Annotated in this window: 18 protein-coding genes and 3 pseudogenes; 3 read left to right on the top strand and 18 right to left on the bottom strand. The window is 59.3% G+C overall.

Features of this window, described 5'->3' with window-relative positions:
- Nucleotides 1-3: 3 nt before the first annotated feature.
- The 15 genes and pseudogenes from nuoG to AB4O12_RS11345 form a co-directional block, all read right to left on the bottom strand.
- A pseudogene (gene nuoG / locus AB4O12_RS11415) lies at nucleotides 4-2,702 on the bottom strand (NADH-quinone oxidoreductase subunit NuoG); the annotation flags it as partial.
- Nucleotides 2,703-2,838: 136 nt separating this feature from the next.
- Nucleotides 2,839-4,193, bottom strand: a pseudogene (gene nuoF, locus AB4O12_RS11410) (NADH-quinone oxidoreductase subunit NuoF).
- Complete coding sequence (gene nuoE, locus AB4O12_RS11405; RefSeq protein WP_003223804.1) at nucleotides 4,190-4,687, bottom strand: NADH-quinone oxidoreductase subunit NuoE; 498 nt, start codon at nucleotides 4,685-4,687, stop codon at nucleotides 4,190-4,192. Before nuoE ends, nuoF begins: the two are co-directional and overlap by 4 nt.
- Nucleotides 4,688-4,689: 2 nt before the next feature.
- Nucleotides 4,690-6,475: pseudogene (gene nuoC, locus AB4O12_RS11400) on the bottom strand (NADH-quinone oxidoreductase subunit C/D).
- Between the two features lie 69 nt (nucleotides 6,476-6,544).
- On the bottom strand, nucleotides 6,545-7,219 hold the full coding sequence (locus AB4O12_RS11395; RefSeq protein ID WP_016775278.1) for a NuoB/complex I 20 kDa subunit family protein: 675 nt from the start codon (nucleotides 7,217-7,219) through the stop codon (nucleotides 6,545-6,547).
- Between the two features lie 10 nt (nucleotides 7,220-7,229).
- Nucleotides 7,230-7,643 carry an NADH-quinone oxidoreductase subunit A gene (locus AB4O12_RS11390; protein ID WP_003223812.1) on the bottom strand — a complete coding sequence of 138 codons (414 nt, stop codon included), beginning with the start codon at nucleotides 7,641-7,643 and terminating at the stop codon, nucleotides 7,230-7,232.
- Nucleotides 7,644-8,289: 646 nt separating this feature from the next.
- Nucleotides 8,290-9,615 carry an isocitrate lyase gene (gene aceA / locus AB4O12_RS11385; protein ID WP_003223815.1) on the bottom strand — a complete coding sequence of 442 codons (1,326 nt, stop codon included), beginning with the start codon at nucleotides 9,613-9,615 and terminating at the stop codon, nucleotides 8,290-8,292.
- A gap of 475 nt (nucleotides 9,616-10,090) precedes the next feature.
- On the bottom strand, nucleotides 10,091-10,852 hold the full coding sequence (locus AB4O12_RS11380; RefSeq protein WP_460061966.1) for a secretin N-terminal domain-containing protein: 762 nt from the start codon (nucleotides 10,850-10,852) through the stop codon (nucleotides 10,091-10,093).
- A gap of 287 nt (nucleotides 10,853-11,139) precedes the next feature.
- Nucleotides 11,140-11,565: a GNAT family N-acetyltransferase gene (locus AB4O12_RS11375; RefSeq protein ID WP_016775275.1), complete on the bottom strand. Its 426-nt coding sequence runs from the start codon at nucleotides 11,563-11,565 to the stop codon at nucleotides 11,140-11,142.
- Nucleotides 11,558-12,727 carry a ribosomal protein uL16 3-hydroxylase gene (locus AB4O12_RS11370; protein WP_016775274.1) on the bottom strand — a complete coding sequence of 390 codons (1,170 nt, stop codon included), beginning with the start codon at nucleotides 12,725-12,727 and terminating at the stop codon, nucleotides 11,558-11,560. The genes AB4O12_RS11375 and AB4O12_RS11370 overlap by 8 nt, the downstream gene beginning before the upstream one ends.
- An 86-nt stretch (nucleotides 12,728-12,813) precedes the next feature.
- On the bottom strand, nucleotides 12,814-14,184 hold the full coding sequence (gene purB / locus AB4O12_RS11365; RefSeq protein WP_460061963.1) for an adenylosuccinate lyase: 1,371 nt from the start codon (nucleotides 14,182-14,184) through the stop codon (nucleotides 12,814-12,816).
- Nucleotides 14,185-14,310: 126 nt separating this feature from the next.
- Nucleotides 14,311-14,934, bottom strand: coding sequence for a high frequency lysogenization protein HflD (gene hflD, locus AB4O12_RS11360; protein WP_039763308.1), 624 nt, complete (start codon nucleotides 14,932-14,934; stop codon nucleotides 14,311-14,313).
- The gene (mnmA, locus tag AB4O12_RS11355) at nucleotides 14,931-16,055 is read right to left on the bottom strand and encodes a tRNA 2-thiouridine(34) synthase MnmA (RefSeq protein WP_041477077.1); all 1,125 of its coding nucleotides are present in this window, start codon (nucleotides 16,053-16,055) and stop codon (nucleotides 14,931-14,933) included. Before mnmA ends, hflD begins: the two co-directional genes overlap by 4 nt.
- Nucleotides 16,056-16,114: 59 nt before the next feature.
- Nucleotides 16,115-16,561, bottom strand: a complete 447-nt coding sequence (locus tag AB4O12_RS11350; RefSeq protein ID WP_252867866.1) for an NUDIX hydrolase — start codon at nucleotides 16,559-16,561, stop codon at nucleotides 16,115-16,117.
- Between the two features lie 204 nt (nucleotides 16,562-16,765).
- A complete protein-coding gene (locus AB4O12_RS11345; protein ID WP_071172899.1) occupies nucleotides 16,766-18,991 on the bottom strand; it encodes an NADP-dependent isocitrate dehydrogenase in 2,226 nt (741 codons plus the stop codon).
- A gap of 481 nt (nucleotides 18,992-19,472) precedes the next feature.
- Here AB4O12_RS11345 and icd point away from each other — a divergent pair, with 481 nt between their 5' ends.
- Nucleotides 19,473-20,729, top strand: coding sequence for an NADP-dependent isocitrate dehydrogenase (icd, locus tag AB4O12_RS11340; RefSeq protein WP_056788899.1), 1,257 nt, complete (start codon nucleotides 19,473-19,475; stop codon nucleotides 20,727-20,729).
- A 78-nt stretch (nucleotides 20,730-20,807) separates the two neighbouring features.
- On the opposite strand, the gene AB4O12_RS11335 is transcribed toward icd, so the two are convergent.
- Nucleotides 20,808-21,089: a cold shock domain-containing protein gene (locus AB4O12_RS11335; RefSeq protein WP_095182061.1), complete on the bottom strand. Its 282-nt coding sequence runs from the start codon at nucleotides 21,087-21,089 to the stop codon at nucleotides 20,808-20,810.
- A 224-nt stretch (nucleotides 21,090-21,313) separates the two neighbouring features.
- Between AB4O12_RS11335 and clpS the strand changes: the two genes are divergently transcribed.
- Nucleotides 21,314-21,697, top strand: coding sequence for an ATP-dependent Clp protease adapter ClpS (clpS, locus tag AB4O12_RS11330; RefSeq protein ID WP_011334948.1), 384 nt, complete (start codon nucleotides 21,314-21,316; stop codon nucleotides 21,695-21,697).
- A 30-nt stretch (nucleotides 21,698-21,727) separates the two neighbouring features.
- Nucleotides 21,728-23,998 carry an ATP-dependent Clp protease ATP-binding subunit ClpA gene (gene clpA, locus AB4O12_RS11325; protein ID WP_016775266.1) on the top strand — a complete coding sequence of 757 codons (2,271 nt, stop codon included), beginning with the start codon at nucleotides 21,728-21,730 and terminating at the stop codon, nucleotides 23,996-23,998.
- Nucleotides 23,999-24,395: 397 nt separating this feature from the next.
- Here the strand turns inward: clpA and AB4O12_RS11320 are convergent, their stop codons facing one another.
- Together AB4O12_RS11320 and infA are read right to left on the bottom strand one after the other, a co-directional pair.
- Nucleotides 24,396-25,367 carry an IS110 family RNA-guided transposase gene (locus AB4O12_RS11320; protein ID WP_056786210.1) on the bottom strand — a complete coding sequence of 324 codons (972 nt, stop codon included), beginning with the start codon at nucleotides 25,365-25,367 and terminating at the stop codon, nucleotides 24,396-24,398.
- 536 nt (nucleotides 25,368-25,903) lie between these two features.
- A complete protein-coding gene (infA, locus tag AB4O12_RS11315) occupies nucleotides 25,904-26,122 on the bottom strand; it encodes a translation initiation factor IF-1 (RefSeq protein WP_002553999.1) in 219 nt (72 codons plus the stop codon).
- Nucleotides 26,123-26,214: the final 92 nt, after the last annotated feature.

Raw genomic sequence — 26,214 nt, 5'->3', positions numbered from 1 at the left:
TCCCTGCAGACCGTCGACGGATACGCCGGCGAATGCCGGTGGAATGCCGGCGATGCCCGCAGGCAATGCCACCAGACCGGCGCCCAGTTCTTCATTGATGCGCAGCGGCAGACGCAATGTCTGGCCGGCCACGTTCAGGCTCAGCAGGGCACCGTCGTTGACGCCGAGGCGATCCGCTTCGGATTTCGCCAGAGCCACGTACGGAGCCGGAATGCGCTCTCGCACCGGCGCGGCTTTCGAAGAATTTTCTTCGCTGCCGAACAGGTGGTAGAACGGCACGGCCTGCCAGGTGCCCGGCGCCGGATTGAATGCGCGCGGAGCAGCAGCGAACCAGTTCAGCGAGTCGCCAGTGCTTTCGATCAGGCGTGTGCCCGGGTCGCCAGCGCGCAGATGACCACCGACTTCGTCCTGGAACTTGTTCCACGCTTGTGGCGAGTTCCAGCCCGGCGACCAGGCGAATGGCACCTGCTGACGCGGTTCGGCGGAGCCCGAGTAACCTTCCATGGAGAAGGCGAACGCGGTGTCCTGGTCTTGCGGAGTGCGTGGTTCGTGAACGCTGATGTCGGCGCGCATTGCGGTGCGACCGGAGTAACGCAGCGGCTCACGGGCCAGTTTCAGACCCTTGATGCGGAAAGCAGCCGACGGTGCAGCATCAACGATGCGCGCCAGTTGCGCGGTGCTCGAGGCAACGGCAGCGGTGACGTGGTCGAGTTGCGTCCAGTCGACCGGCTGGTTCAGCAGGGTCGAGCGCAGGGCGTGCAGCCAGCGCCAGCCTTCGTGCACCAGGATGCTCGCGTCCAGGTATTGCGGATCGAAAACCTGGAAGAAGCGCTGGGCGCGACCTTCCTGGCTGACCAGCGTACCGTCGCCCTCGGCGAAGCTCGCCGCTGGCAGAACCAGGTGCGCGCGACCAGTGGTGGCGGTTTTCTGATGGTCAGCGACGATCACTACTTTGGCGGCGTTCAGCGCAGCATCGACCTTGGCGTTGGCAGTGCGGGTGTACAGATCGTTTTCCAGCACGACGATCGCGTCGGCCTTGCCATCGATGACCGCTTGCAGCGCGTCGTCGACCGACTCGCCACCGAGCATGGCCAGACCGAGGCTGTTGGCCTCCGGCACGATCAGGCTGATCGAACCGTTCTTCTCGCGCAGCTTCAGGGCTTTGGCGATGTTCGCGGCAGCTTCGATCAAGGCTTTGGAGCCCAGCGAAGTACCGGCGATGATCAGCGGGCGCTTGGCGGCGAGCAGGGCATCGGCGATGCGCTGCGCCAGTTCCAGGGCTTCGGTGTCCAGACCTTCAACGGCCGGCGCGCTGGCATCCAGCGCGTGAGCCACGGCGAAACCGATGCGCGCCAGATCGTCGGGAGCGGCGTGTACGCATTCTTCGGCAACGTCGTCGAGTTTGGTTTCGGCGAGGCTGGCGATGAACAGCGGGTTCAGCGCGTGCTGGCCGATGTTCTTCACCGCCGCGTCGAGCCAAGGCTGGACGCGCATGGCTTCAGCCATGTCTTCAGCCTTGCCCTTGACCGACTGACGCAGAGCCAGCGCCATACGTGCAGCGGTCTGGGTCAGGTCTTCACCGAGGACGAAGATCGCGTCGTGGTCTTCGATGTCGCGCATGTTCGGCACTGGCAGCGGGCTGTCGTTCAGCACCTGCAGGACCAGACGAATGCGCTCCAGCTCGGAGGCTTCGATACCCGAATAGAAGTGCTCGGCACCGACCAGTTCGCGCAACGCGTAGTTGCTTTCAAGACTGGCGCGCGGCGAACCGATGCCGACGATGTTGCGTCCGCGCAGCAGGTCGGCGGCTTTGTCCAGCGCAGCGTCGAGGCTGAGCTTGGTGCCATCGGCCAGCAGCGGCTGACGTGGACGGTCAGTGCGGTTCACGTAGCCATAACCGAAACGGCCACGGTCGCAGAGGAAATACTGGTTCACCGAACCGTTGAAACGGTTTTCGATGCGACGCAGTTCACCGTAACGCTCGCCCGGGGAAATGTTGCAACCGCTCGAGCAGCCATGGCAGATGCTCGGGGCGAACTGCATGTCCCACTTGCGGTTGTAGCGCTCGGAGTGGGTCTTGTCGGTGAACACGCCGGTCGGGCAGACCTCGGTGAGGTTGCCGGAGAACTCGCTCTCGAGGGTGCCGTCTTCAACGCGACCGAAGTACACGTTGTCGTGGGCGCCGAATACACCGAGGTCGGTACCGCCGGCGTAGTCCTTGTAGAAACGCACACAGCGGTAGCAGGCGATGCAGCGGTTCATTTCGTGGGAAATGAACGGGCCGAGTTGCTGGTTCTGGTGGGTGCGTTTGCTGAAGCGATAACGGCGCTCGTTGTGGCCGGTCATCACTGTCATGTCTTGCAGGTGGCAGTGACCGCCTTCCTCGCACACCGGGCAGTCGTGCGGGTGGTTGGTCATCAGCCATTCGACAACGCTGGCGCGGAACGCCTTGGATTCTTCATCGTCGATGGAGATCCAGGTGTTGTCGGTGGCAGGGTCATGCAGGACATGACGATGCGACCACGGGTGTCGTTCTCGTCGGTGTACTGCTTGACCGCGCACTGGCGGCAGGCCCCGACGCTACCAAGCGCGGGATGCCAGCAGAAATATGGAATGTCGAGGCCCAGCGACAGACATGCCTGTAACAGGTTGTCTGCCCCGTCGACTTCGAGCGCTTTGCCGTCTACGTGGATAGTGGCCATGGTTCAAAGGTCTTCGTTGGCCCGGTGTCAGCGGGCGTGGCTAATGGAATCTTGTTATGCGTCCGAATCCAAACAGCCCCGGAGGGCGTCATCGGACGAAAGGCGAAGGGCACGGACCCTTCGCCTTTTTAAGCGTTTACGCGCCGACTACGATCGGCCTTGCCAGAGGCGGGACGGCGGCGCTGACAGGCGCGATACCGGCTTCGAACTCTGGACGGAAGTATTTGATGGCGCTGCCCAGCGGCTCCACGGCACCCGGTGCGTGAGCACAGAAGGTCTTGCCCGGGCCGAGGAAACCGACCAGACCCAGCAGGGTCTCGATGTCGCCTGGCTGGCCCTTGCCCTGTTCGATGGCCATCAGCAGCTTGACGCTCCATGGCAGACCATCGCGGCACGGGGTGCAGAAACCGCAGGATTCGCGAGCGAAGAACTGCTCCATGTTGCGCAGCAGCGAGACCATGTTGACGCTGTCGTCCACCGCCATCGCCAGACCGGTACCCATCCGGGTGCCGACCTTGGCGATACCGCCGGCATACATTTGTGCGTCGAGGTGCTCGGGCAGGAGGAAACCGGTACCGGCACCCCCTGGTTGCCAGGCCTTGAGCTTGAAGCCGTCGCGCATGCCGCCGGCGTAATCTTCGAACAGTTCACGACCGGTGACGCCGAATGGCAGTTCCCACAGGCCCGGGTTCTTGACCTTGCCGGAGAAGCCCATGAGTTTGGTGCCCATGTCTTCGGAGCCTTCGCGGGCCAACGATTTGTACCAGTCAACGCCGTCGGCAATGATCGCCGGCACGTTGCACAGGGTTTCGACGTTGTTCACGCAGGTCGGCTTGCCCCACACGCCGACGGCGGCAGGGAAGGGCGGCTTGGAGCGCGGGTTGGCGCGGCGGCCTTCGAGGGAGTTGATCAGTGCGGTTTCTTCACCGCAGATGTAACGCCCGGCGCCGGTGTGGACGAACAGCTCGAAATCGAAACCCGAACCGAGAATGTTCTTGCCCAGCAGGCCGGCCGCCTTGGCTTCTTCCACGGCGCGGTTGAGGTGCTTGGCGGCGGTGGTGTATTCGCCGCGCAGGAAGATGTAGCCACGGTAGGTTTTCAGCGCACGGGCACTGATCAGCATGCCTTCGATCAGCAGATGGGGCAGTTGCTCCATCAGCATGCGGTCTTTCCAGGTGTTCGGCTCCATTTCATCCGCGTTGCACAGCAGGTAGCGGATGTTGATGGATTCGTCCTTGGGCATCAGGCCCCACTTCACACCAGTGGGGAAGCCGGCACCGCCGCGGCCTTTGAGGCCAGCGTCTTTGACGGTCTGGACGATGGCGTCCTGATCCATCTCGGCGAAGGCTTTGCGCGCAGCGGCGTAACCGTTCTTGGCCTGGTACTCGTCAAGCCACACGGCTTCGCCGTCATCGCGCAGACGCCAGGTCAGCGGGTGCGTCTCGGCCGAGCGTTGGATGCGGTTGGCTGGACCAAAGATGTCAGGGTCATACGTAGCCCTCGAGCAGTTTGGCCACGCCAGCAGGCTGCACGTCGCCAAAGGTGTCGTCGTCGATCATCAGCGCCGGTGCCTTGTCGCAGTTGCCGAGGCAGCAAACAGGCAGCAGGGTGAAACGACCGTCGGCGGTGGTCTGACCCAGGCCGATGCCCAGATTGTTCTGGATTTCGCTGACCACCGACTCGTGGCCGCCGATGTAGCAGACCATGCTGTCGCAGACGCGAATGATGTGGCGGCCGACCGGCTGACGGAAGATCTGGCTGTAGAACGTCGCCACGCCTTCAACGTCGCTGGCCGGGATGCCGAGGATCTCGCCGATCGCGTACAAGGCGCCATCCGGCACCCAGCCGCGTTCCTTCTGAACGATCTTCAGGGCTTCGATCGACGCCGCGCGCGGGTCTTCGTAGTGATGCAGCTCGTGCTCGATGGCCGAGCGCTCGGTTTCACTCAAGGTGAAACGGTCTGTCTGGATAAGCGTGCTGTTCATGCTTAGCGGTCCACGTCGGCCATAACGAAGTCGATACTACCCAGGTACGCAATCAAGTCCGCGACCATGCTGCCTTTGATCACCGAAGGGATCTGTTGCAGGTGCGGGAAGCTCGGAGTACGGATCCGGGTACGGTAGCTCATGGTGCCGCCGTCGCTCGTCAGGTAATAACTGTTGATGCCCTTGGTCGCTTCGATCATCTGGAAGGATTCGTTGGCCGGCATGACCGGGCCCCACGAAACCTGCAGGAAGTGCGTGATCAGGGTTTCGATGTGCTGCAGCGTGCGCTCTTTCGGCGGCGGCGTGGTCAGCGGGTGATCCGCCTTGTACGGGCCTTCCGGCATGTTGCGCATGCATTGATCGATGATCTTGATGCTCTGGCGCATCTCTTCGACGCGGACCATGCAGCGGTCATAGGCATCGCCGTTGACGGCCAGTGGCACTTCGAATTCGAAGTTCTCGTAGCCCGAGTACGGACGCGCTTTGCGCAGGTCGAAATCGCAACCGGTCGAACGCAGGCCGGCACCGGTGACGCCCCATTCCGGGGCCTCTTTGGTGTTGTAGGCAGCGACGCCGACAGTACGCCCCTTGAGGATGCTGTTCTGCAGGGCGGCCTTGGTGTATTCGTCCAGACGCTTGGGCATCCACTCGACGAAATCCTTGACCAGTTTTTCCCAGCCGCGCGGCAGGTCGTGGGCGACGCCACCGATGCGGTACCAGGCCGGGTGCAGACGGAAACCGGTGATCGCCTCGATCACCGTGTACGCCTTCTGGCGGTCGGTGAAAGTGAAGAACACCGGGGTCATGGCGCCGACGTCCTCGGATGTAGGTACCGAGGAACAGCAGGTGGCTGGTGATCCGGAAGAATTCGGCCATCATGATGCGGATGACATCGACCTTCTGCGGCACCTTGATGCCGGCGAGCTTCTCGACCGAGAGCACGTACGGCAGGTTGTTCATCACGCCGCCGAGGTAGTCGATACGGTCGGTGTACGGAATGTAGCTGTGCCAGGACTGACGCTCGCCCATCTTCTCGGCGCCACGGTGGTGGTATCCGATGTCCGGGACGCAGTCGACGATCTCTTCACCGTCCAGCTGCAGGATGATGCGGAACGCACCGTGCGCCGAAGGGTGGTTCGGGCCGAGGTTGAGGAACATGTAGTCCTCGTTGGCTCCGGAACGCTTCATGCCCCAGTCTTCCGGACGGAAACGCGCGGCTTCTTCCTCAAGCTGCTGCTTGGCGAGGTTGAGGCTGAACGGATCGAATTCGGTGGCGCGCGCCGGGAAGTCCTTGCGCAGCGGGTGACCTTCCCAGGTTGGCGGCATCATGATGCGCGACAGGTGCGGGTGGCCTTTGAAGTCGATGCCGAACATGTCCCAGACTTCGCGCTCGTACCAGTTGGCGTTGGGCCAGATGCTGGTGACGGAAGGCATGCTGAGGTCGCCTTCGGACAAGGCCACCTTGATCATCACGTCACTATTACGCTCCAGCGACATGAGGTGATAGAACACGGTGAAATCGGCGCCGGTCGGCAGCCCTTGACGCTTGGTGCGCAGACGCTCGTCCACGCCGTGCAGGTCATAGAGCATGACGTACGGCTTGGGCAGGTTGCGCAGGAAAGTCAGGACTTCAACCAGTCTGGCACGGGCCACCCACAGCACCGGCATGCCGGTGCGGGTTGCCTGCGCGGTGAACGCTTCGGCGCCAAAACGGTTGTTCAGTTCGACGACCACATCCTGGTCGTCTGCCTTGTAAGGCGGGATGTACAGAGCACTGCCTGTAGTCATGGTTATTTTTTCGCTTTCGGTCAACGTAAAGAATGAAGCCAGCTTCTCGTTACTTGGAACAGAACTGGATCAGACTTCGTCAGGGCTGCGCAGATTGGTGACTGCGATTCGCTGTTCGCGGCGCTGTTCCTTCTGCGATGGCATGTCGGCGCGATACACGCCTTGATCACCAACGACCCAGGAAAGCGGACGACGCTCCTGTCCAATCGATTCCTGCAACAGCATCAAGCCTTGCAGAAATGCTTCCGGACGGGGCGGGCAGCCAGGTACGTAGACGTCCACGGGCAAGAACTTGTCCACCCCTTGAACCACGGAGTAGATGTCGTACATGCCGCCGGAGTTGGCGCACGAACCCATGGAGATAACCCATTTCGGTTCGAGCATTTGCTCGTAGAGACGCTGAATGATCGGCGCCATCTTGATGAAGCAGGTACCGGCGATAACCATGAAGTCGGCCTGACGCGGCGAGGCCCGGATGACTTCGGCGCCAAAGCGCGCGATGTCGTGGGGCGCCGTGAAGGCGGTGGTCATTTCCACGTAGCAGCACGACAGGCCGAAGTTGTACGGCCACAGGGAGTTCTTACGTCCCCAGTTGACCGCGCCACTCAGCACGTCTTCCAGCTTGCCCATGAAAATGTTTTTGTGGACTTGATCTTCTAACGGATCGGCAACGGTTTCCCGCTGGCCAATCGGATACTGCTCGTTAGGAGCATCGGGGTCGATCCTGGTGAGATTGTATTGCATTGCCAAAGCCTCATTGTTTCAGCTTCGCCTGCCGCTTGCGACGAGCTTCCGGAGCCCAGTCAAGGGCGCCCACTCGGAACAGGTAGACAAGACCTGCCAACAGAATTGCTATGAAAACGAGAGCTTCGACGAATCCGGTCCAGCCGCTTTCGCGGACGGACACAGACCATGCAAAGAGAAAGAGGGCTTCGATATCGAAGATCACGAAGAGCATCGCGACCAGATAGAATTTGGCTGAGAGCCGCAAGCGGGCGCCACCGGTAGGTAGCATGCCCGACTCGAACGGTTCGTTTTTGCTGCGACCCCAGGCTTTTGACCCGAGGAGGCTGGAGACGCCAAGCATGAAGGCACACAGGCCGACGACACCCAGAAGGAAAATGGCAAAGCCCCAGTTGTGGGCCATGAGTCCTGTCGCTTCGGGCATGCTGGTAATCCTTAACAGAGAGCAAAGGTCTCTGAGCTTGATAAAGAAATAAGGCAGTGACGATATGTCGCAGCAATCAATCGGGCTGATTTTATGGCTAAACACCCGGCAAGTAAAATTCCAAAGGCGAAATTATTTACCGGATTAAGGACATAGCGCCTCCTGAAGGCGCTGCGGCCCATGCGTTGCGGGCATTAGCCGGGTTTCCGTCAATTATGTTTTGTAGGGTTTGTAACGAACATAGTTGCGGCTAAATGATAATTGATATCGTTTGGCGTGGTTTTGTAACTGTTTAACGAGTGAGTGGCTGGGAAGTTGTCTTACTTGCGCGTTACTGCAAGTAGCGAAGCCTACCGTTTTAGCGGAAATTTCTGACGCTTGTACCGCTTCAGATCAATGTTCCATCTCTCGGCTGACGGTAGCCCTGTGGGAGCGCGCCTGCTCGCGAAAGCGGTGGATCAGCCTCCAGATGTGCAAGCTGACTTATCGCCTTCGCGAGCAGGCTCGCTCCCACAGGAAATTTATGGGGGCTTTGAGATTCCAACAGGCAAAAAAACGCCCCGATCCAGTCGGGGCGTCAGTCTTGCGGCTTTGCGGTTAGCTTTTTATTCGATCCGCAAAGGCCGTTTGCTCAGGTGAAGCCGAATCAGTGGAACTGTTCTTCTTCGGTCGAACCGGTCAGCGCGGTCACCGAGGACGAGCCGCCCTGGATCACGGTGGTCATGTCGTCGAAGTAGCCAGTACCCACTTCCTGCTGGTGCGCAACGAAGGTGTAACCCTTGGCGGCGTCAGCGAATTCCTGCTCTTGCAGCTTCACGTAGGCGGTCATGTCGTTGCGGGCGTAGTCGTGCGCCAGGTTGAACATGCTGTGCCACATGTTGTGAATGCCGGCCAGGGTGATGAACTGGTGCTTGTAGCCCATGGCGGACAGTTCGCGCTGGAACTTGGCGATGGTCGCGTCGTCCAGGTTCTTCTTCCAGTTGAAGGAAGGCGAGCAGTTGTACGACAGCAGCTGGTCCGGGTATTCCTTCTTGATTGCTTCAGCGAAGCGACGGGCTTCTTCCAGATCCGGCTTGGCGGTTTCGCACCAGATCAGGTCGGCGTACGGAGCGTAAGCCAGGCCACGGGCGATCGCTTGATCCAGGCCGGCACGTACCTTGTAGAAACCTTCCTGAGTACGCTCGCCGGTCACGAATGGCTGATCGTACGGGTCGCAGTCGGAAGTCAGCAGGTCAGCCGCGTTGGCGTCGGTGCGGGCCAGAATGATGGTCGGCGTGCCAGCGACGTCAGCGGCCAAACGGGCAGCGGTCAGCTTCTGCACGGCTTCCTGGGTTGGCACCAGAACCTTGCCGCCCATGTGGCCGCACTTCTTCACCGAAGCCAGTTGGTCTTCGAAGTGAACGCCGGCGGCGCCTGCTTCGATCATGCTCTTCATCAGCTCGTAGGCGTTGAGTACGCCGCCGAAGCCGGCTTCAGCGTCGGCCACGATTGGCGCGAAGTAGTCGATGTAGCCTTCATCGCCCGGATTCTTGCCGGCTTTCCACTGGATCTGGTCAGCGCGACGGAACGAGTTGTTGATGCGCTTGACCACGGTCGGTACCGAGTCAACCGGGTACAGCGACTGATCCGGGTACATCGATTCGGCGGAGTTGTTGTCCGCAGCCACCTGCCAGCCGGACAGGTAGATCGCCTGGATACCGGCCTTGACCTGCTGAACAGCCTGGCCGCCGGTCAGGGCGCCCATGCAGTTGACGAAATCTTTCTCTGGACGGAAGGACGGCTTGGCACCCTGGGTGACCAGGTTCCACAGCTTCTCGGCGCCCATCTTCGCGAAGGTGTGCTCAGGCTGAACCGAGCCACGCAGGCGGACCACGTCAGCAGCGGAGTAAGTGCGAGTCACGCCTTTCCAGCGCGGGTTCTCGGCCCAGTCTTTTTCGAGGGCTGCAATTTGCTGTTCGCGTGTCAGTGCCATGGAGATAAACCTCGTCGCGTCTTTTATGAAAAGTTGTTCTGCGGTGGAAAATTCCTGCGCTCGCTGACCAGAAGCTTAGGTGGTCAAGTCGGATTCGGCGGGGTAGGCGACGGGATGAACGATGGGCTCGAGGGGAAGTGAGCAGGTAGTGGCGCGGTGCGGGCGCATTCCGGCGTCGTGGGCCTTTATACGTTCTGCAGCGTGAAGCCGGGTTACCTAAATACGCTTCCGTCCCTCGGGACAACTTCGTTCCAGTCGGCAACCTCGTCAAACACACCTTGTGGGCGGTACAGACACGAAACGGTTCGCGGGATAGGTGCGAACGGCGCTTCGAAAGGCCCTTGCCAGGGCCTCTGATTAGCGGGAGCGAGGCCATCATGCCTTCGCTTTTTGGCCTCGTCAAACGTTTTGTAGTGCTTGTTTTAAGGCACTACATCTTTCGTCTAATACGACTAATCAGTCAGTTTTCGGTGCTTTAGTCCAGTGTGTCGACTTTCACCCGCAAGGTCATGTCATCCCGGCCTTGAGTCGAGTAGCTGCGGGTCAGCCCCTGTTTGTCGGCCTGAGTCTGGCTGTTGACGCCCGCCAGGGTGATCCATTCGCCGAGGCGTCCGGTGACCGTTGTGTCGGTGCTTTGCACGTTCACTACATCGGGACGTTCCTGGCTCATGCGGTCACGGTTGGTACTGATCGCCAGATGAACGGTCTCGCCGGTGACGCTGGCGGTGACGTAGAAACCCTGGGTGACGTTGCGGTATTGGGTCTCGCTGCTGTAACCGCCGTAGGAATCGCTCTGGGTGTTGGTGATCGGCACGCTCTGGCCAACCTGAATCAGCGCCGGAGTGCCTTCACTGGTCTGCACTTGCTGAACTCCGCCATTGCGGCTGGTGGTGCTGCGGCTGATGATCCGGGTCTGGTTCGGCTGGGCGCCGTTGACCGAATAACCTTCGTCGCCACGGCCATTGTTTTCGTTGGTGTCGACGGTGATCAGCAAGCGCTTCGGTGCGGTATCGAGTTGCGCCAGCAGATCTTTCAGTTCCTGTATCTTGCCCGGCTCGGCTTTGACGATCAGCTGATTGCCGTAAGCGCTGACCTGACCTTCCTGGCCGATGAAATCCTGCGCCACTGGCAACATGTCAGCGCTGGTGTGGTATTTGAGGGGGACGATTTCTGTGGCTGCCAGCACCGAAAAACTGCAGCCGAGCAGCAGGGTGGTGAGCAGGGTGCGTAGGGACATGTCCGTTATCTCCGCGTTCGAAAGGCTTGATATTGCCAGTTTGTCGGCCCGGGGTGGGGCAAGTTGAATCGTAGACAGCAAAACGCCCCGGCATCCGAAAATGGCGGGGCATTTTGTGGTGTGCTTGCGGCCATTGTGGCGAGGGGATTTATCCCCGCTCGGCTGCACAGCAGTCGCCGACCCAGCGCGCTCGATTTAACTGACTCACCGAGTTTTCTGGATTTGGGGCTGCTTCGCAGCCCAGCGGGGATAAATCCCCTCGCCACGGGGATCTAGAGGTCTCGGAATCAGGCCGAATGCCGAACCATGTCGACATGCGGAATGCCGGCCTCGAGAAACTCCTCGCTGACCAGGCTGAAGCCCAGGCGCTCATAGAACGCCGTGGCCTGCACCTGAGCGCTGAGCTTTTGTTGCTTCAAGCCGCGCGCTTCGGCTTCGGCGATGACCGCTTGCATCAGCGCGTCACCGACCTTCATTCCGCGCCAGTCTTTGAGTACCGAAACACGACCGATATGCCCATCGGGCAGCAGTCGCGCCGTGCCGATCGGGAAGTCGCCTTCGAACGCCAGAAAATGCACGGCGGTCGCGTCATCGGCGTCCCACTCAAGCTCGGGTGGCACCGATTGTTCGGCGATGAACACCGTTTCACGAATGCGCCGGATCTCGGCGATATCCTTCTGCCAGTCTGCGACACGAACGCGAATTTTATTCATCGGCGAACCCCAGGCTTCCTTGCTTGACCAGTTCGCAGAGCAGGCTGCGGCCGTCTTCATCGCTCAGCCATTCGCCGAGGTTGTCGGCGTGCAGGGCGTCAGCGGCGCAGATCAGCTTCAACAGTTCGCGCAGCTTGCCCGGCAGGTAACGGCTCTGGCCGCTGGCGAACAGCAGCAGATCGTCGTCGACTTCCGACCAGGCCAGGCGCGCACTCGGGTTGCGGATCAGCACAGCGCCGTCCTGCAGGGCGGCGAGGAAGTCTTCTTCTTCGACGTCTTCCGGGCCGACCACCAGTTCCGGGTAGCGCGGCTCGGTCATGTACTGGCCGAACCAGGTCAGCAGCAGGCGCTCATCGCTCATGTGTTCGGCGAGCAGGCTTTTCAGACGATCCAGTGCATCGTGTTGGATCTGATGTGGATCGACCGCCGGCTTGGCGTCGGCATCGGTGTAGCGCTCTTCGTCGGTCAGGAACTGGCTGAGGAAGTCGGTGAAGTGGGTCAGCACTTCAGCAGCGCTCGGCGCGCGGAAACCGACCGAGTAAGTCATGCAGTTGTCGACCGCGACGCCGCAATGGGCCAGACGCGGCGGCAGGTAGAGCATGTCGCCTGGCTCCAGCACCCATTCTTCGGTCTCGTGGAATTCAGCGAGGATGCGCAGGTCAGCGTGCTGCAGGAGCGGGCTCTCGGAATCGCACATCTGGCCGATTTTCCAGTTGCGCTTGCCATGGCCCTGCAGCAGGAACACATCGTAGTTGTCGAAATGCGGGCCGACGCTGCCACCCGGTGCGGCAAAGCTGATCATCACGTCATCGACGCGCCAGCTCGGCAGGAAGCGGAAGTTTTCCAGCAGTTCGCTGACTTCCGGCACGAACTGATCAACCGCTTGCACCAGCAGTGTCCACTCTTTTTCTGGCAATTTGCTGAACTCGTCTTCGGCGAACGGGCCGCGACGCAGTTCCCATGGACGCTCGCCATGTTCGATCACCAGGCGCGATTCGACTTCTTCTTCCAGGGCCAGGCCGGCCAGTTCGTCGGCGTCGATCGGGCTTTCGAAGTCAGGAATCGCCTGACGAATCAGCAGCGGTTTTTTCTGCCAGTAGTCACGCAGGAATTCGCGTGCTGTGAGGCCGCCCAGAAGTTGAAGAGGAATATCGGAATTCATATGTAACCTATTGAAAAAAAGCACTTTTCAGACGGGAATAAAAACGCCCGGCGCGGCCGGGCGTCTCAAACGGAGCAAACGGTCGATCAGATGCGTTTGGCTTGTGCCACTGCGTTGCCGATGTAGTTGGCCGGCGTCAGTTGCTTGAGCTCGGCTTTGGCTTCGGCTGGCATGTCCAGGCCATCGATGAAAGTCTGCAACGCTTCAGGGCTGATGCCCTTGCCGCGGGTCAGTTCTTTCAGCTTTTCGTACGGGTTTTCGATGTTGTAGCGACGCATCACGGTCTGGATCGGCTCAGCCAATACTTCCCAGCAAGCATCGAGGTCAGCGGCAATCTTCTGCTCGTTGAGCTCGAGTTTGCTGATGCCTTTGAGGCTGGCTTCGTAAGCGATCACGCTGTGGGCGAAGCCGACACCGAGGTTGCGCAGGACGGTGGAGTCGGTCAGGTCGCGCTGCCAGCGGGAGATCGGCAGCTTGCTCGCCAGGTGCTGGAACAATGCGTTGGCGATACCCAGGTTGCCTTCGGAGTTTTCGAAGTCGATCGGGTTGACCTTGTGCGGCATGGTCGACGAACCGATTTCACCAGCGATGGTGCGCTGCTTGAAATAACCCAAGGAGATATAGCCCCAGATGTCGCGGTCGAAGTCGATCAGGATGGTGTTGAAGCGTGCGATAGCGTCGAACAGCTCGGCGATGTAGTCGTGCGGTTCGATCTGCGTGGTGTACGGGTTGAAGCCCAGGCCCAGCTCGTCTTCGATGAAGGCGCGGGCGTTGGCTTCCCAGTCGATCTGCGGGTAGGCCGAGAGGTGTGCGTTGTAGTTGCCGACAGCGCCGTTGATCTTGCCCAGCAGCGGCACGGCAGCGACTTGAGCGATCTGACGCTCGAGACGGTAAACCACGTTGGCCAGTTCTTTACCCAGAGTAGTCGGCGAAGCCGGCTGGCCGTGGGTGCGCGACAGCATCGGCACGTCGGCGAAACGGATGGCCAGTTCGCGGATGGCGTTGGCGGTCTGGCGCATCAGCGGCAGCATCACGTCGTCACGACCTTCGCGCAGCATCAGGGCGTGGGACAGGTTGTTGATGTCTTCGCTGGTGCAGGCAAAGTGGATGAATTCGCTGACCTTGGCCAGCTCCGGCAGCTTGGCCGCCTGCTCTTTGAGCAGGTATTCGATGGCTTTGACGTCGTGGTTGGTGGTGCGCTCGATCTCTTTGACGCGCTCGGCGTGCTCCAGCGAGAAGTTTTCAGCCAGTTCATTGAGAACGGCGTTGGCCTCGGCGGAGAAGGCTGGCACTTCAGGGATGCCAGCATGGGCGGCCAGGCGCTGGAGCCAGCGCACTTCAACCAGAGCGCGGGCACGGATCAGGCCGTACTCGCTGAAAATCGGGCGCAGGGCCTGGGTTTTGCCGGCGTAGCGGCCGTCAACAGGGGAAACCGCAGTGAGCGAAGAGAGCTGCATGGGGTGTTCTCGGACAGTCGGGCAACGAAATGGGGCGCGTATCATACATGAAAAAATCCGCCGGTCCGTCGCCAACTGACCGGCGTATTACGCGTTACAGACTACAAAGCCTTCGTGACGCGGCGTTTACTCGCTGCGCATCAACGGATAAAGCTCTTTAAGCAACTTGCGGCGGCTGATCACCAACTGCCAGCGATGACCACCGAGCTGCCGCCACAGGCGCGCCGAGCGGATACCGGCGAGGAGCAGGGCGCGGATCTTCGAGGCATTGCTCGGCTGTTGCAGGTTGCGCATGTCGCCGTGCACCTGAATGCGCTGGCGCAGAGTGCTCAAAGTGTCCTGGTACAACGCACCGCAAGCGGCCACGACGTTTTCGTGGGCCGGGCCAAAATGCTCCACCTGCGACTGGATCTGCGGCAGGCGTTTGGCAATCGTCTCAAGCATGTCGTCACGCTTGGCCAATTGCCGCTCCAGACCGAGCATCGACAGGGCGTAGCGCAACGGCTCGCGCTGCAAGGTGCTCGGATCGCGCTCAAGGGCGCCAATCAGCGCGCGATAACCCTCGCGCAGATTGATGTCGTCGCCGCCGTACACGTCCAGCGTATCTTTCGGGTCGCGGACCAGCAGGCTGCCGAGCATGCAACTCAGGCCGGCCTCGTTGGTCTGGCCGGTCTTGGCGATGCGATCGACCAGCACGGCGGCGAGAAACACACCGCCCAGCGCTGTCAGTTGCTCCTGAGTCGGGCTCATGCCTGGCCGCTCCACGGCTCGGCCACTTCGATCACGCCGCCACCCAAGCAGATTTCACCGTCATAGAACACCACCGATTGGCCCGGCGTCACCGCGCGTTGCGGTTCGTCGAACACGGCGCGATAACCGCTGGCGGTTTTTTCCAGGGTGCAGGCCTGATCGCTCTGGCGATAGCGCACTTTCGCCGTCAGGCGCAGCGGCTGGCTCAGGTCGATCGGGTTGACCCAGTAAATTTCCGAAGCGAGCAGGGCGCTGGAGAACAGCCACGGATGGTTGTTGCCCTGGCCGACGATCAGCTCGTTGCTCTGCAGATCCTTGCGCAGCACGTACCACGGCTCGTCACCGGCATCCTTCAAGCCGCCGATGCCGAGGCCCTGACGCTGGCCGATCGTGTGGTACATCAAGCCGTGGTGACGGCCGATGACTTCGCCTTCGGTGGTCTTGATCTCGCCCGGTTGTGCCGGCAGGTATTGCTTGAGGAAATCGCTGAAACGGCGCTCGCCGATGAAGCAGATTCCGGTGGAATCCTTCTTCTTGGCGGTGGCCAGTTCGTATTTCTCGGCAATCGCGCGCACTTCAGGCTTTTCCAGTTCGCCGACCGGGAACAGGGTCTTGGCGATCTGTTCGCCACCAACGGCGTGCAGGAAGTAGCTCTGATCCTTGTTCGGATCGAGGCCCTTGAGCAGTTCGGTGCGGCCATCGATGTCGCGGCGGCGCACGTAGTGACCGGTGGCGATCAGGTCGGCACCGAGCATCATCGCGTAGTCGAGAAACGCTTTGAACTTGATCTCGCGGTTGCACAGGATGTCCGGGTTCGGCGTACGCCCGGCCTTGTATTCGGCGAGGAAGTGCTCGAACACGTTGTCCCAGTATTCGGCTGCGAAGTTGGCGGTGTGCAGCTTGATGCCGATCTTGTCGCATACAGCCTGAGCATCCGCCAGGTCGTCCATGGCGGTGCAGTATTCCGTTCCGTCGTCTTCTTCCCAGTTCTTCATGAACAGGCCTTCCACTTCATAACCCTGCTCGATCAGCAGAAGGGCGGAAACGGAAGAGTCCACGCCGCCGGACATGCCGACAATGACGCGCTTCTTGGATGTGTCAGAAGGGGCTGGATCACGCATAGGGATTCAATGAGTGTCTTGGAAAAGGGCGCGATTCTATCAGGCTCGCGGCCGCAAGGCTAAAGAGAAGGGCGGATCAGTTCGAGGCTGAAGTGATGACCGGCCAGATAATCGTCGATGCAACGGATGATCAGTTCACTGCGCCAGTTGTCGCGCTGGGCGATTAATTCGTCGCGGGTCAGCCACTTGGCGCCGACAATTCCGTCGTCAAGCTGGAAATCCGGGTGATGCTGCACGGCTTTGGCGCTGAAGCATATGCGCTGGTAAGTCACGCCGTTGCTCGGCGCTGTATACAGATAAATGCCGATCACGCCGGTAGGTTCGACGTCCCAACCGGTTTCTTCGAGGGTTTCGCGAATCGCCGCGTCGATCAGGGTTTCATCCGGATCGAGATGGCCGGCGGGCTGGTTGAGCACATTGCGCCCGCCTTTGTGCTCTTCGACCATCAGGAAGCGGCCGTTGTCCTCGACGATGGTGGCGACGGTGATGTGGGGGAGCCATTCCATAAAGCCTTCCTCAATCTATTGGTTAAACCCCAATCCCTGTGGGAGCTGGCTTGCCAGCGATAGCGGTGGTCAGTCACCATCCATGCTGGATGATAAACCGCCATCGCTGGCAAGCCAGCTCCCACAAAGTTTTGTGGTGATCACAAAACCCGGAAACACAAACCCCGGCACAAGGCCGGGGTTTGTGATGTTCCCATTACAGCCTTAAACCAGCGCAGCAATCGCCGCGTTGAAGGTTGCGCTTGGACGCATGGCCTTGCTGATCAGCTCGGCGTCGGCGTGGTAGTAACCGCCGATGTCGACTGGCTTGCCCTGAACGGCGTTGAGCTCGGCAACGATGGTTGCCTCGTTCTCGGTCAGGGTTTTGGCCAGAGTCGCGAACTGCGCTTGCAGTGCAGCGTCTTCGGTCTGGGCAGCCAGGGCCTGAGCCCAGTACATCGCCAGATAGAAGTGGCTGCCGCGGTTGTCGATGTTGCCGACCTTGCGCGATGGCGACTTGTTGTTGTCGAGGAACTGGCCGGTGGCCTGGTCCAGGGTTTTCGACAGCACCAGTGCTTTCGGGTTGTTGTAGTTCACGCCCAGGTGCTCAAGGGAAGCGGCGAGGGCAAGGAACTCACCCAGCGAATCCCAGCGCAGGAAGTTTTCTTCAACCAGTTGCTGCACGTGCTTCGGAGCCGAACCGCCGGCGCCGGTTTCGAACAGACCACCGCCGTTCATCAGCGGCACGATCGACAGCATCTTGGCGCTGGTGCCCAGTTCCATGATCGGGAACAGGTCGGTCAGGTAGTCGCGCAGTACGTTGCCGGTCACCGAAATGGTGTCCTTGCCTTCGCGGGTGCGCTGCAGGGTGTACTTCATCGCGTCGACCGGCGCCATGATCTGGATGTCCAGACCGCTGGTGTCGTGGTCCTTCAGGTAGGCCTGAACCTTCTCGATCACCACGCCATCGTGAGCGCGCATCGGGTCGAGCCAGAAGATCGCCGGCGTGCTGCTCGCGCGAGCACGGTTGACGGCCAGTTTGACCCAGTCCTGGATCGGCGCGTCTTTGGTCTGGCACATGCGGAAGATGTCGCCGGCTTCGACAGCCTGTTCCATCAGCAGCTTGCCCTTGCTGTCGGTGACGCGAACAACGCCGTCAGCCTTGATCTGGAAGGTCTTGTCGTGGGAACCGTACTCTTCGGCTTTCTTCGCCATCAAACCGACGTTCGGCACGCTGCCCATGGTGGTCGGGTCGAAAGCACCATTAGCTTTGCAATCTTCGATCACAGCCTGGTAGATGGTCGCGTAGCAACGATCCGGGATCACAGCCTTGGTGTCGTGCAGCTGACCGTCGGTGCCCCACATCTTGCCGGAGTCACGGATCATCGCTGGCATCGAGGCGTCGACGATGACGTCGCTAGGCACGTGCAGGTTGGTGATGCCTTTGTCGGAGTTGACCATCGCCAGCGACGGACGAACGGCGTAGACCGCTGCGATATCGGCTTCGATCTGCGCTTGCTGCTCGGCCGGCAGGGCCTTGATGCGCGCGTACAGATCGCCGATGCCGTTGTTCAGATTGAAGCCGATCTGGTTCAGCACGTCAGCGTGCTTGGTCAGTGCGTCTTTATAGAACTCGGCAACGATCTGGCCGAACATGATCGGGTCGGAGACCTTCATCATGGTCGCTTTCAGGTGAACCGAGAGCAGCACGCCCTGGGCCTTGGCGCTTTCGATCTCGGCAGCGATGAACGCACGCAAGGCGTTTTTGCTCATCACGGCGCAGTCGAGGATCTCGCCAGCCTGAACGGTGGTTTTTTCTTTCAGAACGGTGGCAGCACCGTCCTTGGCGATCAGTTCGATCTTCACGGCGTCAGCGGCGTCGATCAGGACAGCTTTTTCGCTGCCGTAGAAATCGCCGGTGCTCATGTGCGCGACGTGAGACTTGGAGTCCTTGGCCCAGGCGCCCATCTTGTGCGGGTGCTTGCGCGCGTAGTTCTTCACCGACAGCGGAGCGCGGCGGTCGGAGTTGCCTTCACGCAGAACCGGGTTCACGGCGCTGCCCTTGACCTTGTCGTAACGCGCCTTGGCGTCTTTGTCGGCGTCGCTGGTCACGGTTTCCGGGTAGTCCGGCAGGTTGTAGCCCTGCGCCTGCAGCTCTTTGATCGCGGCTTGCAGCTGTGGCACCGAAGCACTGATGTTCGGCAGCTTGATTATGTTGGCTTCAGGCGTAACGGCCAGGTCGCCCAGTTCGGCGAGGTGATCGGCTACGGCTTTGTCGCCCAGTTGCTCGGGGAAGCTTGCCAGGATGCGCGCTGCAAGAGAGATATCGCGGGTTTCCACGGCGATATCGGCCGAGGCGGTGTAAGCCTCGATGATCGGCAGCAGGGAATAGGTGGCGAGGGCAGGAGCTTCGTCGGTGAAGGTATAGATGATCTTCGAGCGGGTGGGCATATTCGGATTAACTCTCTCTTCTTTGCTAAAGCGTGCGCAGAAACTCGAGGGGCGCCGGGTAAGCGCGTTCGTTCAAAGTCATCCATGAACCGAATGTCGAGATTCTTCGCGGTGATGTTGGGTGCATCAGTAGAGCGTCAAGCAGTCAGGCTGCGGTAACAACCCGACCAATCAGGCGGAAAGTCTCGTGCTAGAGAGGCCAGCCGTCGTGACCCTGTGGTCAGCGGGCGGCATTATACATAGGTAGCTGGCAATCTGCCGATGGTTCATATGCAACGATTCTCGTCCATTGGTCTAAAGGTCGCAGGGCGCGACCGGGCAAAGACTCGTTACGAATGCTGGAGTTTGGCGCTTTTCCCTTTGCTTTCAGGCTTGTAGGAAACGAGATGTGCGCGGCGCAGGAACATAGGGTTTGCGTGTTGATTCAACTGGGTTACGCTCGAAGCAAGCCAGGTGTTCAATCCAAACAATGGAGTTCAGCATGGGTTACAAGAAGATTCAGGTTCCAGCCGTCGGCGACAAAATCACCGTCAATGCAGACCATTCTCTCAATGTTCCTGATAACCCGATCATCCCCTTCATCGAAGGTGACGGTATTGGTGTCGACATCAGTCCGGTGATGATCAAGGTTGTCGATGCTGCTGTTGAAAAGGCCTACGGCGGCAAGCGCAAGATTTCCTGGATGGAAGTCTATGCCGGCGAGAAAGCCACTCAGGTTTATGACCAGGACACCTGGCTGCCGCAGGAAACCCTCGACGCGGTCAAGGATTACGTGGTCTCCATCAAAGGCCCGCTGACCACTCCGGTCGGTGGCGGTATCCGCTCGCTGAACGTGGCCCTGCGTCAGCAACTCGACCTGTACGTCTGCCTGCGCCCGGTGCGCTGGTTCGAAGGCGTGCCGAGCCCGGTGAAAAAGCCCGGCGATGTCGACATGACCATCTTCCGCGAGAACTCCGAAGACATTTACGCCGGTATCGAATGGAAGGCCGGTTCGCCGGAAGCAACCAAGGTCATCAAATTCCTTAAAGAAGAAATGGGCGTCACCAAGATCCGTTTCGACGAAAACTGCGGCATCGGCGTCAAGCCGGTCTCCCGCGAAGGCACCAGGCGTCTGGCGCGCAAGGCTCTGCAATACGTGGTCGACAATGACCGCGACTCGCTGACCATCGTGCACAAAGGCAACATCATGAAGTTCACCGAAGGTGCCTTCAAGGAATGGGCCTACGAAGTGGCGGCCGAAGAATTCGGTGCGACGCTGCTCGATGGCGGTCCGTGGATGCAGTTCAAGAACCCGAAAACCGGCAAGAACGTTGTGGTCAAGGACGCCATCGCCGACGCCATGCTCCAGCAGATCCTGCTGCGCCCGGCCGAATACGATGTCATCGCTACGCTTAACCTCAACGGTGACTACCTGTCTGACGCCCTGGCGGCGGAAGTGGGCGGTATCGGTATCGCGCCGGGTGCCAACCTGTCCGACACCGTAGCGATGTTCGAGGCGACCCACGGTACCGCACCGAAATACGCCGGCAAGGATCAGGTCAACCCGGGCTCGCTGATTCTCTCGGCCGAGATGATGTTGCGTCACATGGGCTGGACTGAAGCGGCGGACCTGATCATCAAGGGCACCAACGGTGCGATCGGCGCGAAGACTGTTACTTATGATTTCGAGCGTTTGATGGATGGCGCGAAGCTGGTTTCGTCCTCCGGGTTCGGAGATGCGCTGATTTCGCATATGTAAAAGTTGCAGGCACGCAAAAACCGCCTGACTCGATGGGTTGAGTCAGGCGGTTTTTTTATGACCGAATGTTTTGAGGCTTCAACTGGTTGCCGTTTGTTTTTCCGTGGCAATCGAGCTCGGCGCCGAAGCGACTTCGACCGAAGTTATCTTCACGGCATGCAAGCCTTTAGGGCCTTGAACGATCTCGAAGTTCACCGCCTGACCTGCTTTCAGGGTCTTGTACCCATCCATTTCAATGGCCGAGTAGTGGGCAAAGAAATCAATGTCCTTGCCATCCTCATCGCGACCTTCCCGGGCGTCGGTATTGATAAAGCCGAATCCCTTGGCATTGTTGAACCATTTCACCTTGCCGACAGCCATGCTCAAATCCCTCTGCAACAGACTCCATCGCTGGAGTATCATCCACGACATCCGCAATCGAATTCGATAAAAGAATTGACTCCGCGGATCTTTTTTACCCACTGTGGGCTCTATTGGTTGTAACACCGTTTTCCCGATAGTCAAGGTGACCGGGCAGTCGTAGTTGAAAACGTGTGCAACCGCCCCCACCACTGTATTCGCACAACTGACGAACCTTTTTTTCCATGCATGCAATCAGCCAGATTCGACTAACATTCAATCAGGATCGCCCGCTTCTCCAAAAGGATCTTCCACAGGAGCACGACGACGATTCGGCAGGCGTTGCTGTTCAGGAAGCAAAGCCCGCGTTACAGGCGCCGCCGATGTACAAGGTGGTTTTGTTCAACGATGACTACACACCGATGGATTTCGTCGTCGAAGTGCTCGAGGTGTTTTTTAACCTGAATCGCGAGCTGGCGACCAAGGTCATGCTGGCCGTCCATACAGAAGGACGGGCAGTATGTGGAGTGTTTACCCGCGACATCGCCGAGACAAAGGCCATGCAGGTCAACCAGTACGCCAGGGAAAGCCAGCATCCGCTACTCTGTGAAATCGAGAAGGACGGTTAATCGCCGACCACTTGGGTATGAGGTGAAGCTATGTTAAACCGCGAGCTCGAAGTCACCCTCAATCTTGCCTTCAAGGAGGCTCGTTCGAAGCGTCATGAGTTCATGACCGTCGAACATCTCCTGCTGGCCCTATTGGATAATGAGGCTGCCGCCACCGTTTTGCGTGCCTGCGGCGCAAACCTCGACAAACTCAAGCATGATCTGCAGGAGTTCATCGACTCCACCACGCCATTGATCCCCGTCCATGACGAGGATCGCGAAACCCAGCCAACCCTGGGCTTCCAGCGTGTCCTGCAGCGTGCTGTTTTTCACGTACAGAGCTCGGGCAAGCGCGAAGTGACCGGCGCCAACGTGCTGGTCGCCATCTTCAGTGAGCAAGAGAGTCAGGCCGTGTTCCTGCTGAAACAGCAGAGCGTGGCGCGCATCGATGTCGTCAACTACATCGCCCACGGCATTTCGAAAGTACCGGGGCACGGCGATCACTCTGAAGGTGAACAAGATATGCAGGACGACGAGGGCGGTGAGTCTTCTTCTTCAGGCAATCCCCTGGATGCTTATGCCAGCAACCTCAACGAACTCGCGCGCCAGGGTCGCATTGATCCGTTGGTTGGTCGTGAGTCGGAAGTCGAGCGTGTCGCGCAGATTCTTGCGCGCCGGCGCAAGAACAATCCGCTGCTGGTGGGTGAGGCAGGCGTGGGTAAAACCGCGATTGCCGAGGGCCTGGCCAAGCGCATCGTCGACAATCAGGTGCCGGATCTGCTGGCCAATGCGGTTGTTTATTCGCTCGACCTCGGCGCTCTGCTCGCGGGTACCAAGTATCGCGGTGATTTCGAGAAGCGCTTCAAGGCGCTGCTCAATGAACTGAAGAAACGTCCGCAGGCGATCCTGTTCATCGACGAGATCCACACCATCATCGGTGCGGGTGCTGCGTCCGGTGGCGTGATGGATGCGTCCAATCTGCTCAAGCCGCTGCTGTCGTCTGGCGACATTCGGTGCATCGGTTCGACCACATTCCAGGAGTTTCGCGGCATCTTCGAGAAGGACCGTGCCTTGGCACGTCGATTCCAGAAGGTCGATGTCGTCGAGCCGTCGGTGGAAGACACCATCGGTATCCTGCGTGGCCTGAAAGGGCGTTTCGAGCAGCATCACAATATCGAATACAGCGATGAGTCGTTGCGTGCCGCTGCCGAACTGGCGTCGCGCTACATCAATGACCGGCACATGCCAGACAAGGCCATCGACGTGATCGATGAGGCGGGCGCCTACCAGCGTCTGCAACCGGTGGAGATGCGCGTTAAGCGTATCGAAGTGCCGCAGGTCGAGGACATCGTCGCGAAAATCGCGCGGATTCCGCCGAAGCATGTCACCAGTTCCGACAAAGAGCTGCTGCGTAACCTGGAGCGTGACCTGAAGCTGACGGTGTTTGGTCAGGACGCGGCGATCGATTCGCTGTCCACTGCGATCAAATTGTCCCGTGCCGGGCTCAAATCGCCGGACAAGCCGGTCGGTTCGTTCCTGTTTGCCGGGCCTACCGGTGTCGGTAAAACCGAGGCCGCGCGACAACTGGCCAAGGCGCTGGGCATCGAGCTGGTGCGCTTCGACATGTCCGAGTACATGGAGCGTCACACCGTATCGCGTCTGATCGGTGCGCCTCCAGGCTATGTCGGTTTCGATCAGGGCGGTCTGCTGACCGAAGCGATCACCAAGCAGCCACATTGCGTATTGCTGCTCGATGAAATCGAGAAGGCGCATCCGGAAGTCTTCAACCTGTTGTTGCAGGTCATGGACCACGGCACGCTGACCGACAACAACGGGCGCAAGGCGGACTTCCGCAATGTGATCGTGATCATGACCACCAACGCCGGTGCCGAGACGGCCGCGCGGGCTTCGATCGGTTTCACCCATCAGGACCACTCGTCCGATGCGATGGAAGTGATCAAGAAGAGCTTCACGCCGGAATTCCGTAACCGTCTGGACACCATTATCCAGTTTGGTCGCCTCAGTCATGAGGTCATCAAAAGTGTGGTGGACAAGTTCCTCACCGAGCTTCAGGCGCAGCTGGAAGACAAGCGTGTGTTGCTTGAGGTTACTGATGCGGCACGCAGCTGGCTGGCGGCGGGTGGTTATGACTCGGCGATGGGCGCACGTCCGATGGCGCGTCTGATCCAGGACAAGATCAAGCGTCCGCTGGCGGAGGAGATTCTGTTTGGCGAGCTGGCCGAGCATGGCGGTGTGGTGCACATCGACATCAAGGATGGGGAGTTGACGTTCGACTTCGAAACCACGGCTGAGATGGCCTGACGGTCGTATATCAAGAGGGCGCCTTCGGGCGCCTTTTTGTTGCTCGTTGTTTGATAGTTTTGGGTGTATATCCGTTGCTGCGGTTACGGCTGCTTAGGGTTTCGCCCTTACGGCGACTCACTTTTTTTACAAACGCCTAAAAAAAGTAAGCAAAAAAACGCTTGCTCCTGCGTTCGGCCCTCGCAGGCTCGGGTTCCTTCGCTCCGGGATCGATCCGGGCGCAGCGGCTCCGGTTTGCTTCGCTGCACCTCCTTCCGCTGTGTCTGGCTGCGCCAGACGGTCGCTGCGCTCCCACCCCCGGATCAATCCCTCCACTCAGCCTTCCGACGTCGCCGGTGAATCAAGATCAAAAGCGGTACTCGAGCTAAAGCTCATTGTGTAGATACCGTCTTGAGCCTCACCGGGCAAGCGCAAGTTTCGGGTCATATGGCAGTCCTGACTTGAGCACTCCGTAAACGAAGTGCAGCAGCTTGCGCATTGCTGCGCAGATGATCTGCTTGGGGGCCTTGCCATTGGCTTCCAGGCGTTCTTTCATCGCCTTGATCGCCTTATTGTGTTTCAGCGCCACCATGCCAGGCATGTAAAGGCCTGCACGCAGCCGTGCTGACCCTACTCTTGAGATCAGGGTGTGACCTTTGAGCTTTCCTGATTCCTGCAGCTTTGGATTGAGCCCTGCAGCAGCGACCAGTTGGCGAGGATCACTGTATTTGCGCAAGTCACCCAGTTCGGCGAGCAATCGTTCAAGCGTTTTTTGTCCGATGCCGTCGATGGTTACGATGAGATCCCGCATCTGACGCATATCCGGGTCGTCATCGATGTGTTTTTTGATCGCCTTATGCGTTTCTACGATCTCTTTTTCGATATGGCGCAGAACGGAGTTGATCGAGTCTTTGACCTTTTCGTCGGAAACGTCCAGACGATTAAGCTCCATTTGTTCCATTTCCTGAAGGTCATCCAGGCGGCGCACCATTGCTTTTAACTGGCGGTATTTCAGCGGCTCAGGCGCCCATGGGTGAAGTTTTTGATCCTTTTCCCGGGCAAAGTCGGCGATCAGTTTGGCATCGCTTTTATCAGTCTTGATGCGGCGCAGTTCGCTGTCAGCGTACGCTTTGGTCGTAGCCGGGTTCACGACGCAGACCCGGAAGCCTTTGTTGTAAACGAATTCCGCGAGTTCCAAGTGGTAGACGCTGGTGGCTTCCATCACGATCAGGGCCGAACGCTCGGCGTTTTTTTCTAGCCACGCCTCAAACTCTTTAAAGCCCTTTGGATCGTTGGCCAGCTTGGCCTTGGTTTTGTGCTTGCCGTTGGGCTGGTGTGTAGCGATATCAAAGGTGTTCTTTGCGATGTCGACGCCAACGAAACCGGACATGATCGTTTCTCCACTTGTTCCCTGTTGCGATCATCACGTCACTCTGTCCAACCTTGCGAATGCGGGCTCTCGCCGCAGGCGGGCCCAAGATACCGTGCGAACTGTACGAGTGAGTGTGGAGGGCTGGAGCACGATCTACGTCACAGGCAAAAAGCCTAAGGAGCTGCGCGGCTTCCAAGTCCCTCCCTCGATGATCAGTCGAGAACTATCGCTCCTGACGGAGCGTTAGTCGAGATACAAGGAGCTGCCGGAGGCTGCGATCTTTTGCCTTTGCCTTTGCCTTTGCCTTTGCCTTTGCCTTTGCTTTTCTGTGGGAGCGAGCCTGCTCGCGAAGTCGGCCTGCAGGTCAACCCGTTTCTATCGAATTCACGCGATCCAACCGGAGCTGCCGAAGGCTGCGATCTTTTGATCTGCTTGCTGTAGAGCGAAACCGCCAGCGGCAACACCCGCAGCAACGATTAAGTCCCCAGCCTCCAAACCTCAAAACGCAGACACAAAAACGCCCGGCATAACCCGGGCGTTCTGTATTGACTTGATTAACGAGCGCGGTAAGTGATCCGCCCTTTGCTCAAGTCATAGGGCGTCAGCTCGACGCGCACTTTGTCACCGGTAAGAATACGAATGTAGTTCTTGCGCATCTTGCCGGAAATATGCGCGGTTACGACGTGCCCATTTTCCAACTCCACACGAAACATGGTGTTGGGCAGGGTGTCGACGACAGTGCCTTCCATTTCGAAGCTGTCTTCTTTCGACATGCAGTAAAGCCCTCGGTATCCAATGAATGGCCCGGTGCAACTGCGCCAGGCAAAAGCGGCGTGCATTGTGCCCGAAAAATGGTGTTTACGCC

This window comes from Pseudomonas sp. S2_A05 (assembly GCF_054668485.1).
This window is presented reverse-complemented; position numbering and strand designations above follow the sequence as displayed.